The organism is Cellulomonas gilvus ATCC 13127 (genome assembly GCF_000218545.1).
Lineage (GTDB): Bacteria > Actinomycetota > Actinomycetes > Actinomycetales > Cellulomonadaceae > Cellulomonas > Cellulomonas gilvus.
On sequence record NC_015671.1, the window covers coordinates 127,511 to 141,020 of the forward strand.

The 13,510-nt window shown below is 74.0% G+C and carries 9 protein-coding genes; 4 read left to right on the forward strand and 5 right to left on the reverse strand.

All coding sequences use genetic code 11. The features are described from left to right. Window positions 1–67 precede the first annotated feature (67 nt). Window positions 68–868: an ABC transporter ATP-binding protein gene (locus CELGI_RS00560; protein ID WP_013882173.1), complete on the forward strand. Its 801-nt coding sequence runs from the start codon at window positions 68–70 to the stop codon at window positions 866–868. Beyond that, on the forward strand, window positions 868–3,429 hold the full coding sequence (locus CELGI_RS00565) for an ABC transporter permease (RefSeq protein ID WP_013882174.1): 2,562 nt from the start codon (window positions 868–870) through the stop codon (window positions 3,427–3,429). Before CELGI_RS00560 ends, CELGI_RS00565 begins: the two co-directional genes overlap by 1 nt. A 379-nt stretch (window positions 3,430–3,808) precedes the next feature. Here the strand turns inward: CELGI_RS00565 and CELGI_RS00570 are convergent, their stop codons facing one another. The 5 genes from CELGI_RS00570 to CELGI_RS00590 all read right to left on the reverse strand — a co-directional run bounded on the left by CELGI_RS00570 (window position 3,809) and on the right by CELGI_RS00590 (window position 11,067). After that, window positions 3,809–4,810, reverse strand: coding sequence for a glycoside hydrolase family 113 (locus tag CELGI_RS00570; protein WP_321572171.1), 1,002 nt, complete (start codon window positions 4,808–4,810; stop codon window positions 3,809–3,811). 133 nt (window positions 4,811–4,943) lie between these two features. Further along, window positions 4,944–6,947 (reverse strand): HNH endonuclease, encoded by a 2,004-nt coding sequence (locus CELGI_RS00575; RefSeq protein WP_041574030.1) that lies wholly within the window; start codon window positions 6,945–6,947, stop codon window positions 4,944–4,946. 147 nt (window positions 6,948–7,094) lie between these two features. Next, window positions 7,095–9,152 carry an elongation factor G gene (locus CELGI_RS00580; protein ID WP_013882177.1) on the reverse strand — a complete coding sequence of 686 codons (2,058 nt, stop codon included), beginning with the start codon at window positions 9,150–9,152 and terminating at the stop codon, window positions 7,095–7,097. Window positions 9,153–9,311: 159 nt separating this feature from the next. After that, on the reverse strand, window positions 9,312–10,307 hold the full coding sequence (locus CELGI_RS00585) for an FKBP-type peptidyl-prolyl cis-trans isomerase (protein WP_013882178.1): 996 nt from the start codon (window positions 10,305–10,307) through the stop codon (window positions 9,312–9,314). 130 nt (window positions 10,308–10,437) lie between these two features. After that, window positions 10,438–11,067 (reverse strand): Pr6Pr family membrane protein, encoded by a 630-nt coding sequence (locus CELGI_RS00590; protein WP_013882179.1) that lies wholly within the window; start codon window positions 11,065–11,067, stop codon window positions 10,438–10,440. Window positions 11,068–11,210: 143 nt separating this feature from the next. On the opposite strand from CELGI_RS00590, the gene CELGI_RS00595 reads away from it, so the two are divergent. Further along, window positions 11,211–12,296, forward strand: a complete 1,086-nt coding sequence (locus CELGI_RS00595; RefSeq protein WP_013882180.1) for a Gfo/Idh/MocA family protein — start codon at window positions 11,211–11,213, stop codon at window positions 12,294–12,296. Window positions 12,297–12,381: 85 nt separating this feature from the next. Further along, window positions 12,382–13,506, forward strand: coding sequence for a VIT1/CCC1 transporter family protein (locus tag CELGI_RS00600; RefSeq protein WP_013882181.1), 1,125 nt, complete (start codon window positions 12,382–12,384; stop codon window positions 13,504–13,506). The last annotated feature ends 4 nt before the right edge of the window (window positions 13,507–13,510 follow it).

The window sequence follows — 13,510 nt, forward strand, 5'->3', positions numbered from 1 at the left end:
CATTCAGGGTCCGTTCAGGGGGATAACCCCATCGTCAGGGCAGCCCTCCCCCGGGAGGATCGTCGATGTGAACACGCCCGATCCTGCCACCGTCATCGCCTCCGCCCGCGGCCTCGTCAAGACGTACGGCCGCGGTGACACCGCCGTGCACGCACTCGCGGGCATCGACGTCGACTTCGAGCGCGGCAAGCTGACCGCGACCATGGGCCCCTCCGGGTCCGGCAAGTCGACCCTCATGCACTGCATGGCCGGCCTCGACCGCCCGACCGACGGCACGGTCGTCGTCGACGGCGAGGCCGTGTCCGCGATGCCCGAGCGTCGCCTGACCAAGCTGCGCCGCGACCGCCTGGGCTTCGTCTTCCAGGCCTTCAACCTGGTGCCCACCCTCACCGCGCTCGAGAACATCACCCTGCCGCTGGACATCGCCCGGCGGCCCGTGGACCGCGACCACCTCGACGCCGTCGTGCGGGCCGTCGGCCTGCAGGACCGCCTGAGCCACAAGCCCGGCGAGCTGTCCGGTGGTCAGCAGCAGCGCGTGGCCTGCGCGCGCGCCCTGGTCACCCGGCCCGCCGTCGTCTTCGCCGACGAGCCCACCGGCAACCTCGACTCGACGTCCGCGCGCGACGTGCTGGGCTTCCTGCGCCGCAGCGTCGACGAGCTCGGCCAGTCGGTCGTCATGGTCACGCACGACCCCACCGCGGCCTCGTACGCCGACCGCGTGCTGTTCCTCGCCGACGGCCGGATCGTCGACGAGCTGCGCGAGCCCACGCCCGAGCGCGTGCTCGAGCGCCTGGGCGCCCTGACCCGCCGGGTCGAGGACGCCGCGCAGCAGACCGTCGCCGCCTCGGCCGGGCTCGAGGTGCGCTGATGCTGCGCGTCACCCTGCGCGGGGTGCGGGCCCATGCGGTCCGCTTCCTGCTCTCGATCCTGGCCGTGGCGCTCGGCGTCGCGTTCGTCGCGGGCACGTTCAGCCTGCGCACCATGATGTCCAGCACGTTCGACGGCATCGTCGAGGCGTCCGCGCCCGCCGACGCGTACGTCCGTGGCGCCACCGAGGTCGCGGGCGGCGACGACGTGGGTGAGACGCGCAACCCCGTCCCGATCGGGCTCGCCGACGAGGTGTCGGCGCTCGACGGCGTGCGCCTCGCGCTGCCCGACGTGTCCGGCTCCGTGGTGCTCGTCGGGGCGGACGGCACCGCCGTCCAGTCCACGCAGGCGCCGTCCTTCGGCATCGCGTACGACGAGCGCGACCCCAGCCTCACCCTGATCTCCGGGGACATGCCCACGGGCGACGACCAGGTCGCGCTCGAGGAGGCCACGCTCGAGTCGTCCGGACTCGCGATCGGGGACGAGACGCGCCTGGTGATCGGCGGCGACGTCCGGGACGTGACCATCGTCGGCGAGGTCAACGCGGGCGGCCCCATGGCCGGCGCGACGATCGTGCTGCTCGACCCGGCAGCGGCCCAGGCCGTGTTCGCACCCGAGGGCACGGTCGACTCCATCTCCGTGTACGGCGACGAGGGGGTCGAGGAGCAGGCGCTCGCCGACACGATCTCCGCCGCGCTGCCCACGCTCGAGGGCGGTGACGTGGCCTCGGCCGTGACGGGCACCGAGCTGCGGGGCGACCTGCAGTCCGACATCCACGAGATGCTCGGCTTCGTCACCACGTTCCTGCTGATCTTCGCCGTCATCGCGCTGTTCGTCGGCGGCTACATCATCGCCAACACGTTCGCGATGTCCGTGCGTCAGCGGGTCCGGGAGTTCGCGCTGCTGCGCGCCATCGGCGCCTCACCCGCGCAGGTGTTCGGCGTCGTCGTCGGGCAGGCCGCGGTGGTCGGCCTGGTGGGCGCCGCGCTCGGCGTGCTCGGCGGCCTCGGCCTCGTCTCGCTCCTGCGCGTGGTGCTCGCCGGCGTCGGCATGGATCTCGCGTCGGACATCCCGCTCGGCACGTCGACCGTCGTCGGCTGCCTGGTGCTCGGCACGCTCGTGTCCGCGATCGCGTCGGCGTTCCCGGCCCGCACGGCCGCGCTCGTCGCACCCGTGGAGGCCATGCGTGGGGAGATCTCTGTGCGCGAGCGGTCGCTGCGGCTGCGAGCCGTGCTCGGGGGCGCCGTGGTCGCCGCCGGTGCGGCCGGGGTCGTCGCGGCGGCCCTGCGGCCCGACGCGAAGATCGCCGAGTCGATGCTCGGCCTGGGCGCCGCGCTCGTGCTCATCGGCGTCCTGGTCGCCGCGCCCACGCTGGCGCGTGCGGCGATCCGCCTCATGGCCGCGCCGTTCGTCGCGCTGCTCAAGCCCATCGGCAAGCTCGCGCAGGGCAACGTGGTGCGCAACCCGCGCCGCACCGCCAACACCGCGGGTGCGCTGATGATCGGCATGGCGCTCGTCGGGGCCGTGTCCGTGATCGCCGCGACCGCGCAGGCCTCGCTCGCGAGCGTCGTCGAGAGCTCCACGAACGCCGACCTCATCCTGCGGTCCGCCACGTTCGTGATCCCGAAGGGCGCCGTCGACGAGGTCCGCGACCTGCCCGAGGTCGGCAAGGTCGTCGAGATCGCGTTCACCAACGCGGGCGTCTCGCCCGAGCCGGGGGTCGCGCCCACGCCGCAGGACTACGGCGGCGTCCTGTCGCTCGAGCAGGGCGTGCTCGGCAGCACGCTCCTGGTGGAGACCAGCGCGGGCGACACCGACGACCTGGCCGACGACACCGCGCTCCTGAACTCCGACTTCATCGGCGACGGGTGGTCGGTCGGGGACACCGTCAGCATCGTCACCGCGACGGGTTCGCGTGACCTGCGGGTGGCCGGCATCTTCGAGAGCCAGCTGCTCGGGTCCTCCGTGGTGGTCACGCCCCGCGTGCTCGACGAGCTCGCCCCCGGCGAGGCCCAGATGATCGACACCGTCACGCTCGACGCCGCGCCCGGCGTGAGCCAGACCGACCTGCGCTCGGCGGTGACCGCGGCCGTGGCTCCGTTCGTGGTGGTCTCGGTCCAGGACCGGGACCAGTTCGTGGACCAGATCGCCGCGCAGGTGGACCAGCTCCTGGTGATCCTCTACGCGCTGCTCGGGCTGTCGCTCGTGATCGCGGTCCTCGGGATCGTCAACACCCTCGCACTGTCCGTGATCGAGCGGACCCGCGAGATCGGCCTGCTGCGGGCCGTCGGCCTGGGCCGGCTCCAGCTCGCCGGGACCATCACGGTCGAGTCGGTGCTGACCGCGCTGTTCGGGACGCTCGTCGGGCTCGTCGTCGGTGTCGGGCTCGCCTCGGTGCTGCCGTCGATCTACGCCGACGAGGGCCTCGACAAGCTCGTGGTGCCCTGGGGTGGCCTGCTGACCATGGTGATCCTGGCCGTGGTGGTGGGCGTGCTCGCGGCGCTGTGGCCCGCGATCCGGGCGGCGCGCATGCGCGCGCTCGACGCGATCGCCAGCGAGTGACCGCGGCGGTGGGTGGGTCCGACGAGCCCGCCCACCGCGCACGGTCGCGCATGAGACGCGGTGGGGTGGTGGTGCCGGAGGGGGCGCCACCACCCCACCGGGATGTCACCCCCGAGTGGCGCCGCACCGCGGCGCAGCCGATGGTTCTCAGCCTCAGCGGGGTTGCGGCGAACCGGGTCCGTCAGCCCACTTCGGTTGTCGACGCCGTGTCAGTCACTCCCCGGGATGGCGACGTGCCGGGTGTCGGCCCGCGGGACGTCGGTCCATCGGGGGCCGGCCAACGGGGTAGTCAGCGCACGGCGATTCCGGAACTGGGTCTGTCAGCCCAAGCGGGTCGCGGCCCGGTCCGGCGTCCCCGGAGGCTGGCGGATCGGGTCTGTCAGCCGCCCGCGCGGCCCGTCGCGGTCAGGTAGGCCTGCCGGATCACCGCCTCGGCGGGCTTGCCGAACGGGCAGTAGTCGTCGTTGGTCGCCGCGTCGGCCTCGTCGTACAGGTGCGCGGGCCAGTCCCACAGCACGAATCCCTGCACCCACTCCCGGCGCGCACAGGAAGCGAGCATCTCGCGGTACCAGTCCGCCTGCGCCTCGCCGTCGGGCTCGCCGGCCAGACCCCAGTCGTTCGGGAGCGCCGACGAGCCGGTCCTGCTGGGGCAGCCCGCCTCGAGGAAGACGAACGGCTTGCCGTGGGTCGCGACCACGGGCTCGATCCGGTCCAGCTGGTTCTCCCAGTCGCCCAGCGGGTAGTAGCCCGAGGACGAGATGACATCGACCGCGTCCCACCACGTGACGCGGTCCTCCTGGTACTTGTCGCAGTTGTACGTGACCAGGCCGGGGTAGACCTCGCGCACCTGTGCGACCAGGGCGCGCCACTCGTCGGCCCGGCGGTCCGTCTGCACCATCTCGCACCCGACCGAGAACATCTCGCACCCCTCCTCGGCGGCGACCCGGGCGTAGTGGACGACGAACTCGCCGTACGAGCGGAACCAGTCCGACCATTTCGGCTCGCAGGGCACGTCGTGGTCGAAGAAGTTGATGTGCGCACGCCACGTGCCGTCGGCGCAGTTCACCACGGGCTTCAGCAGCACGTGCTGGCCGAGCGCCCGCGCGGCCCGGATCGCGTGCCTGACCTCGTCCTCGGTGACGGTCGGCGCGTCCCGCCAGTGCACGTCCACGGACTGCGCCGTGTCCTGGTACGCCGCGAACGTCACGGCCGTCCAGGTCGTCGCGACCCGGTCCACCATGACCCGCATCGACTCGGCCGCGGCCTCGTCCGTCCACGTCCCGCGCACGCCGGTCCATCCCCAGGTCATCCCGGCGACGTACCCGCCGGGCAGCTCGCCGTCCCGCTCGCCATCCCGTGCCGCGCCCAGACCGTGCACCATGCCACCTACCCCAACCGTCCGCTGTCGCACCCTTGCGACCGGGGCAGCCTAACCCTTACTTCATCCTTTGAAGAAAGTTGCTGACCCGAGCCCGCGACGCCGCCGGGCGGGACACGGCGGGCCGTCCGCGACGTCAGTCGGGCGGGACGCCGCCAGGGGTGTTGTAGGGCGCGCCGCGGCGGTCGCGGAACACGTAGCGCACCGCGGGTGTGGTCGTAGCCGTGGGTGGAGGGGTCTGCCGTGTACGTGTCGGCATGAGGGGCGGCGGCCCGCCGGGCGGCGGTTGCCCTGTATCGCCCGTGGGCGGAGCCGCGCTCCGCGACGGCTCGGTGGATCTCTGCGGTGCTGCTGTGTTCGCGGTCGGGGTGGGCAGCATCGAGGCGCCGGCGCCGGTGTCGGCGTCGAGGTGCGGCGAGGCCGCGACCGGGTCCGGGACGGTCGCTGGTGGGAGGCGTTCGATGTCGAGGTCGAGGCGGTGGACTTCGTGGTGGTGGAAGGTGCAGAGCAGGACGGCGTTGGTCAGGTCGGTGGTGCCGGTGTGGCGGTGCCACCAGGCGATGTGGTGGATCTGGCAGTGGCGTGCGGGTACGGAGCAGCCGTTCCAGGTGCAGTGGCGGTCGCGTGCGGTCACGGCCGTGCGCTGGGCAGGGGTGAACATGCGTCGGGTGCGTCCGACGTCCAGGGGCAGGCCGGCGGCGTTCATCACGGTGCGGGTCATGGCGCAGTCGCACAGGGCGGCGGCGAGCTCGGTCGCGGTGATGGTGGTCCCGTCGTCGGTCGCCGCGGGCGGGACGGCGTGACCGGGCGTCCTGCACGGGTGGGGTGAGGAGCGCTCGCCTGTGCCCGAGACCGCGGGACCGCCATCGGTGAGGTGGCGAGGGTCGCGCACGGGGTCGTTGTCGTCCGATGGCTGACCGGGGTTGGCCGGTATGGCGGGAGTGCTGGCGTCGCTCGAGGTGTCAGAGGCCCTGCGGGCGCCGGTGCGGCGGGCTTGTTGGGTGGTGCGCACGGCGTGCCAGGTCTCGGCTGGCACGAGCAAGGTGATGTGGGCGGCCGGGGCGGACGGGGTGCCATCGGGCAGGTCGACATCTGAGACCGGGTCTGGGTCGGCCGCGCCGGTGACAGCGGCGGCGCCGGGCCGCGGTGACGGCACTTCGAGGTCCTGCGCCTCGACGACCCGACTGGGGCGGTGCCCTGCGGTCAGGGTGTGCTGGGCCAGGGCGGTCAGCGCGTCGGCGCGGGCCTGATCACCCGTGCGGTCCACGTCCGGCCGGTGCCCGGTGGCCTCCAGCGCGCGGGCCAGGACCTGCCCGGCGACCGGGTCCAACCGGCCCCGCAGGAACGTGCCGTCCGGGGCGTGCGACAACGTCAGGAACCGGGCACGGCGCGCGGCCTCCCGCCGGTCCTCGACCCCGTCCGGGTCGTCCTGTGCCGCCAGAGCCGCCAACGACCGGGAGAACTCCCGCGCATCGACACCCCGGGCCAGCTCGACGACCTTCTCCTGACCCGCCGCCGTGCCCCACGCCGCGCTCAGACCCGCGCCCGCGTCCTGCCACGCCCGCGCCAGCACCTGCACATGCCCGACCGGCACCACCCCGCCGGCGACCGCCTCACGCACCACCGGCAACGCCGCCAACGCCCCCGCCGCCGCGACCTGACCCGCCGCCTGCCACCGCGACGCACCCGTGGCCCGGGCCCGCACATCCACGAACCCCCGCTCACCACCAGCCACCGCTGCCGCCGCACGCTGCGAGGCGACCAGCACCGGGGCACGCACCGCCTCCACCACCCCCGGCAAGGCGTCCAACACCCGCAGCACCCGGGCTCGCACCCGCCCGTCCCAGCCCGCCGCACCATCAGCGACCGACACCAACCCCGCCAGACGCGCCGCAACCGCCTCCAGTTCCACCAGCACATCCGCACCCGACGCCAGCTCACTCCCCGGCCGCCCGCCGTCAGCCGGGGCCAGAGACCAGCGGCCAGCCCGCGCGTCCGCGCCGGCGCCGTCCTCGCGCGCGGGGCGAGCGGCGGACGGATCCGCAGGCACGCGCACCGCACCGTCGGTGCGCGGGCGGGACGCGACGAGCGTGGCGGTGGCCTGCGAGCCACCACCGTCCGCCCCTCGCGATTCGAACATGTGTACGATTCTAGGGTGAATCGGACACGAGCGCCAGACCCCGGAAGCGACCGGTGGAAGGCCGAGGGCAGGCCGGACCGCGGTGCCGCGCGACGGCGTCACCGCGACCGGGACGGCCGAGGGCCGAGCCGTCAGCGGGCGCCGGGGTCAGGCCGTGACCAGGTGCTCGGGGCACACCTCGTAGGTCCCGGGCGAGACGGTCAGCTCGGCGCGCCCGCCGGTCAGCGACCGCAGGTCCATCACGTACCGCGTGAGCTCGGACTGCGGCACGTACGCCTCGATCTCCACCAGCCCGTCGTCGCGCGCGGTGGTCGCGGTGATGCGCCCTCGCCGCCCGGACAGGTCGCCCATCACGTCACCCTGGCTCGCGGAGGGCACGACGACGCGCACGTGGTCGATGGGTTCGAGCACCACGGTCCCGGCGGCGGCCAGGGCGTCGCGCAGCCCGTTGGCAGCGGCGGTGCGGAACGCCATGTCGGAGGAGTCGACGGAGTGGGCCTTGCCGTCGTACACCTCGACGCGCAGGTCCACGACGGGGTAGCCGTGCGGTCCGCCGTGCGACATGCCCTCGACGACGCCCTTCTCGACGGCGCCGAGGTAGTTGCGCGGGATGGCGCCGCCGACGACGGAGTCGACGAACTCGAACCCGCCGCCGTGCGGCAGGGGCGCGACGCGCAGGTGGGCGACGGCGAACTGGCCGTGCCCGCCGGACTGCTTCTTGACCTTGCCCTCGGCCTCGACGGTGCGGCGGATGGTCTCGCGGTAGGCGACGGGCACGGGCGAGGTGGTGACGTTGACGCCGAACACGCGCGCGAGGCGTTCGAGCGCGACGGCGAGATGCGTCTCGCCGAGCCCGCGCAGGATGGTCCGGTCGGACGAACGGTCGACGACGAGCGTGGTGTCCTCGGCGGTCAGACGCGCGAGTGCGGCCGAGAGGCGGTCGTCGTCGGACTGGGTCACGGGCGACAGGACGAGCCCGTACACGGGCGGGCGCGGACGTGCGACGGGCGCCGACATCGCGGCGCCCGGTCCGGTCTTCTCTGCCAGCAGCGAGCCGCTGGGGGTGCCCGTCAGCTTCGCGACGGCCACCACCTGACCTGCGACGGCGCCGTCGACGGGCAGGTGCTCCTTGCCGCGCAGACGGAACAGGCCGGGCAGGCGCTCCTCGGTGCGGGTGGCGGTGTTGAGCAGGCGGTCGCCGGGGCGGATGGTCCCGGACAGCACACGCAGGAGCGTGACCTGCCCGACGAACGGGTCGGCGACGGTGCGGAACGCGTGGACCAGGACGGGGCCGGCCGGGTCGGCGGCGACCTCGACGGTGGTGGCGCCTGCGGTGACGCTCGCGGGCCGGTCGCCGGGCGCGGGGCCGAGCTCGCACACCAGGTCGGCGAGGCGGTCCACACCGACCTCGGTGATGCCGGAGACGACCAGCACGGGGAACGCCTCGAGGTCGCGCACCTCGTGCGCGAGCGTGCGCTCGAGGTCGGCCGCGGACGGCTCGTCGCCGGACAGGTACCGCTCGAGCGCCTCGTCGTCGTGCGAGACGATCTCCTCGGTGACCTCGTCGTGCAGGCGGTGCTCCTCGGCGGCGACGTCGTCGGGGACCGCGCACGTGCTGTGCCGGCCGTCGGGCGTGTAGTCGAGGCCCTCCTCGCTGAGCACGTCCGCGACGCCGTGGAACGCGGACTCCTCGCCGAGCGGCAGCTCGAGCGGCACGAACCCGGTGCCGAACGCGGTGCGCAGGTCCTCGAGCACGTGGTGGAAGTCGGCGCGCGCCTTGTCCTCCTTGGTCACGACGACGAGGCGCGGGACACCCGCGGCGGCGGCGGCCCGCCAGGCGGCGTACGTCCCGGCCTGCACGCCGTCGACGGCGGAGACGACCACCACGGCCAGGTCGGCGACGGCCAGAGCGGCGTCGAGCGCGCCCGCGAAGTCGGGCGACCCGGGGGTGTCGAGCAGCGTCACGTCGTACGTCTCGCCGTCGGGCGCGCGCCAGCTCAGCGGGGCCACGCCCAGCGACAGCGAGATTCCGCGCGCGATCTCCTCGGGCTCGTGGTCGGTGACGGTCGAGCCGTCCTCGACGCGCCCGGGGCGCGGGATGGTGCCGGCGCGGTGCAGCAGCGCCTCGGCGAGGGTGGTCTTGCCCGCGCCTGCCGCGCCCACCAGGGCCACGGTGCGGATCCTGGGCGTCGTTGCCTGGTCCATGCTCGTCTCCCCGGCCACCGGTGCGGTGCGAGGGCGGATCCCAGGAGGGCGTCGGCGACCTGTCGCCCACAGTAGCCACGCACCCCCGGTGCCGTCAGGACGTCAGTCCCTGGGCGCCGGGGGTGCGGGTGGAGCGGAGTGCGCGCGGATGCGCGGACGTCAGGCGAACAGGATGTCCACGACGAACACGAGCGTCGAGTTCGGCGGGATCGCGCCCTGCTGCTGGTCCTTGTAGCCCTTCTCCGGCGGCACGACGAGCAGCACCTGGCTGCCGACCTTCTGCCCGACGAGGCCCTCGTTCCAGCCGTCGATGACCTGCGCCTGGCCGACGTTCGCGACCGTGAACGGCGTGCGGCCCTCGCCCCAGCTGGAGTCGAACGCGGTGCCGTCCCACAGGACGCCGGAGTACTGGACCAGCACGTTGTCGCCGGCCTCGACGGTCTTGCCCGTGCCCTCGATGAGCGGCTGGACCACGAGCTCGGTGGGCGCGTCGCCCTTGGCGGGCGTGATGGTGGGTGCGCCGTCCTCGCCGAGCTTGACGGTCGGCAGGCCGTCCTTGGGCGCCACGGCCTTGCCCTCGGCGCGCAGCGGGATGACCCGCAGCGGCTCGACGACGTAGACGGTGGTGGTGTCCTGCGGCAGCGCCATGAGGATCTGCGCACCGAACTTCACGGTGGTCAGCAGGTCGTCCAGCACGGGGAGCGCCGAGCCGACGGTCCACGTGCCCGTGGCCTCGCCGTCGTGCGTGCTGCCCAGGATCTTGCCGTCGGAGCCGTCGACCGCGGTGAGGCCGAGCTCGATGAGGTCGCCGTCCGCGATCGCGTCGCCCGAGCCCTCGTCGACGACGCGGGCGACGTTGGCGGACACGGTGAACGGCTTCTCCGGCAGCGTGATGGTCGGCTGCGTGCCGGGCTTGCCCTCGACCTTGACGGACTCGAGAGCCGCGATGTCCTCGGCGGACGCGGTGGCGGCGGCGGTGGGCGCGGCGGACGGGTCTGCCGAGGGGTCGGCCGACGCGGACGTCGTCGCGTTGGGCTTCGACTCGGTGGACGAGTTGTCGTCACCGCATGCGGCGAGCGTCAGGGCGAGCGCCGCGGCGGCGACGGTCGCGGCGACGCGGTGCGCGCGGGTGCGACGGGTGGTGGTGGCGTGCACGGCAAGGCTCCGTGGGTTCGGTGGACGCGCCGCGTCCACGGCACCCGTGCACGGTACGCGACGGACCTGGCCGCCGTCCCGGCCCTCGACGATTCAGCGTGCGGCTCGGGTGGAGGTTCCGCGGAGGGGTTCAGGTGGACGTGCGCACGGGCGTCCCGACGAGTGCACGGGCGGGCATCCGCCGGTCGACGAGCACGATCAGCAGCCCCAGCAGGAAGAACCCGGTCCCATAGATGAGGACGTTGACGGCCAGGCCGCCCCACCCGTGCTCGTCGAGGTCGATGAAGCCGTACGGGTAGCCGAGGTCCCAGACCGTGCCGCGGATCGTCGTGAACGTGACGTAGGCGAGCAGGTACGTGAGCCACCACCACGCGTACCGCCAGCGCGTGCGGCGGTGCGGGTCCAGCAGCAGGAAGTCCAGCACGGCGAGCACGGGGTTGAGCTGGTGCTCGATCTGCCCGGCGGTGAGCCCGACGGCGCGCACGGGTGCGTCGGCGGCCTCGGGTGCGAGCACGAAGTACGCGACGAGCCCGGTGATCGCCAGGAACAGCGTGACGCCGCCCTTGAGCCACGCGGGCGGCTGGGGCTTGCGCAGCAGCGACGCGATGCCGCCCCAGACCATCACCACGGTCAGCAGCACGCCGGACTGGTTGGTGAAGTAGAGGAGGCCGTCCACCTCGCCCTGCAGCCAGATCTCCTTGGTCCCGGCGAGCGCGAGAGCCGCGACCGCGAATCGGAACACTGCGACGACGACGTTCACCGGGCCTCCCGCCGGACCTGCCGGCGCCTGTGCCGGACGCAGGACAGGCTGCCATCCGCGGCGATGCCTCGGCCACCGGGCGCGGCTGCGTAGTCTCGGGGAGGCCGCCGCCGGGCGGGCTTCTTCGACGACGAGGGGGACGGATGGCTCCGCTGCGGTTCGGGATCGTCGGGAGCGGGTGGCGCGCGGAGTTCTTCGCGCGGATGGCCCGCCTGCTGCCGGAGCAGTTCACGTGCGTGGGTGTGGTGACGCGCACGGCCGAGCGCGGCGCGCAGGTCGAGGCCGCGTGGGGCGTGCCGACGGTGCGGACCGTCGCCGAGCTCGTCGGCGGCTTCCCGCAGAAGCCCGAGCTGGTGGTGGTGTCCGTGCCGTGGCCCGTGACGCCCGTGGTGACGCGGGAGCTGGTCGCGGCCGGTGTCCCCGTGCTGGCCGAGACCCCGCCCGCGCCGGATGCCGACGGGCTGTTCGCTCTCTGGGCGGACGTCGGCGCCTCGGGTCTGGTGCAGGTGGCGGAGCACAGCCCGTCGATGCCCGCGCACGCGGCCCGCCAGGCCGTGGTGGACGCGGGGCTGATCGGGCGGCCCACGCAGGTCCAGGTCTCCTCGACGCACCTGTACCACGCGGTGGGCCTGATCCGGCGGCTGCTCGGGGCCGGCCGGGGCGCGGCCACGGTGCGCTCGGTGCGGTTCGAGGCGCCCCTGCTCGACCCGCTCGCGCGCGACGGCTGGACGGGCGCCACCGAGCCCGCGGCCGCGGGCACGGTCCTGGCGACGCTCGACCTGGGCGAGGGCCGCAGCGCGCTGTACGACTTCACCGACAACCAGTGGCACAACCCGCTGCGCACCAACCGGATCGTCGTGCGGGGTTCGCTGGGCGAGATCGTCGGCGACGAGGTGACGCGCTACGCCGGTCCGCGCACCGTGCTGACGTCCCGCATCGAGCGCCGCACGTCGGGTCTCGAGCAGAACCTGGACGGGTTCGACCTCGAGCACCTGACGCACGAGGGGCACGTGCTGTTCCGCAACCCGTTCGTCGGGGCGCGGCTGGCCGACGACGACATCGCGGTCGCGGGACTGCTCGCGGGGTGCGCGCGCTGGCTGCACGACGACGGCCCCGAGCCGTACCCGCTCGCGGACGGCTGCCACGACCACCTGCTCGGGCTGGCGATCGAGGAGTCGGCCCGCACGGGCGAGGCCGTGCACGTGGCCGCACCGCCGTGGGCGGGCTGAACCCGTGACGCGGGCCGGCTGAACCACCGATTCGCCGTCCCGAACTCGACCGGATGCCCGGGATGTCCGGTTTCCGGCTGCCACCATGGGCGGCGTGACCGGAACGACCGCGCCCTCGCGCGCCCAGACGCGCCGCTGGCGCCAGTACCTGGCCGACGAGCGCGCCGAGGCGGCCGTGTACCGCGACCTGGCGGCGCGTCGCACGGGTGAGGAGCAGGCGATCCTGCTGGCGCTCGCGGATGCGGAGCGCCGCCACGAGCAGCACTGGCTGACCCTGCTGGGCGACGACGTGGGCAAGCCGCTGCGCGGGGACTTCCGCACGCGCACGCTCGGCTGGCTCGCCCGCCGCTTCGGGTCGGTGTTCGTCCTGGCGCTCGCGCAGCGGGCCGAGGCACGCTCGTCGTACGACGACGACGCGGACGCGACCGCGCAGATGGCCGCCGACGAACGGATCCACGAGGAGGTGGTGCGCGGCCTGGCGACCCGCGGCCGCAACCGGATCTCCGGGACGTTCCGCGCGGCGGTGTTCGGCGCCAACGACGGCCTGGTCAGCAACCTCGCGCTGGTGCTCGGCATCGGTGCGAGCGGCGCGAGCAACGGCACCATCCTGCTGACCGGGCTCGCCGGGCTGCTGGCGGGCGCGCTGTCGATGGGGGCCGGCGAGTACGTCTCGGTCCGCTCGCAGCGTGAGCTGCTCGAGGCGTCACGCCCCGGCCCGCGGGCGCGCACCGCGCTCGCCCACCTGGACGTGGACGCCAACGAGCTCGCGCTGGTCTACCGCGCCCGCGGGATGGATCCCGGTGAGGCCGACGAGCGCGCGCGGACCGTGCTGACGTCGCTCGAGCAGTTCGCCGGCTCCGCGCCGTTCCTGGTGGCGACGGACGACGAGGCCGCCGAGGTGCCCGTCGAGGAGGTCGACGAGCACGAGACCATCGGCACGGCCGTCGGCGCTGCCGTCGCCAGCTTCTGCTTCTTCGCGACGGGCGCCGCCGTGCCCGTGCTGCCCTACCTGCTGGGTGCGAGCGGCTGGACGGCCGTGGGCTGGTCGGCAGGGCTCGTCGGGCTCGCGCTGCTGGGGACTGGCGCGACCGTCGGCGTGCTGTCCGGTGCCTCGCCGGGCCGCCGTGCGCTGCGGCAGCTCGCGATCGGGTGGGGCGCCGCGATGGCGACGTACCTGCTGGGTCTCGCGTTCGGCACGGGTGTCGCGTGACGGA

Excerpts from the sequence above, each read along its gene's own strand:
- CELGI_RS00565 (WP_013882174.1), top strand. The coding sequence starts at position 868 with ATGCTGCGCGTCACCCTGCGCGGGGTGCGGGCCCATGCGGTCCGCTTC.
- CELGI_RS00570 (WP_321572171.1), bottom strand. The coding sequence starts at position 4,810 with ATGGTGCACGGTCTGGGCGCGGCACGGGATGGCGAGCGGGACGGCGAG.
- CELGI_RS00575 (WP_041574030.1), bottom strand. The coding sequence starts at position 6,947 with ATGTTCGAATCGCGAGGGGCGGACGGTGGTGGCTCGCAGGCCACCGCC.
- CELGI_RS00580 (WP_013882177.1), bottom strand. The coding sequence starts at position 9,152 with ATGGACCAGGCAACGACGCCCAGGATCCGCACCGTGGCCCTGGTGGGC.
- CELGI_RS00595 (WP_013882180.1), top strand. The coding sequence starts at position 11,211 with ATGGCTCCGCTGCGGTTCGGGATCGTCGGGAGCGGGTGGCGCGCGGAG.
- CELGI_RS00600 (WP_013882181.1), top strand. The coding sequence starts at position 12,382 with ATGGGCGGCGTGACCGGAACGACCGCGCCCTCGCGCGCCCAGACGCGC.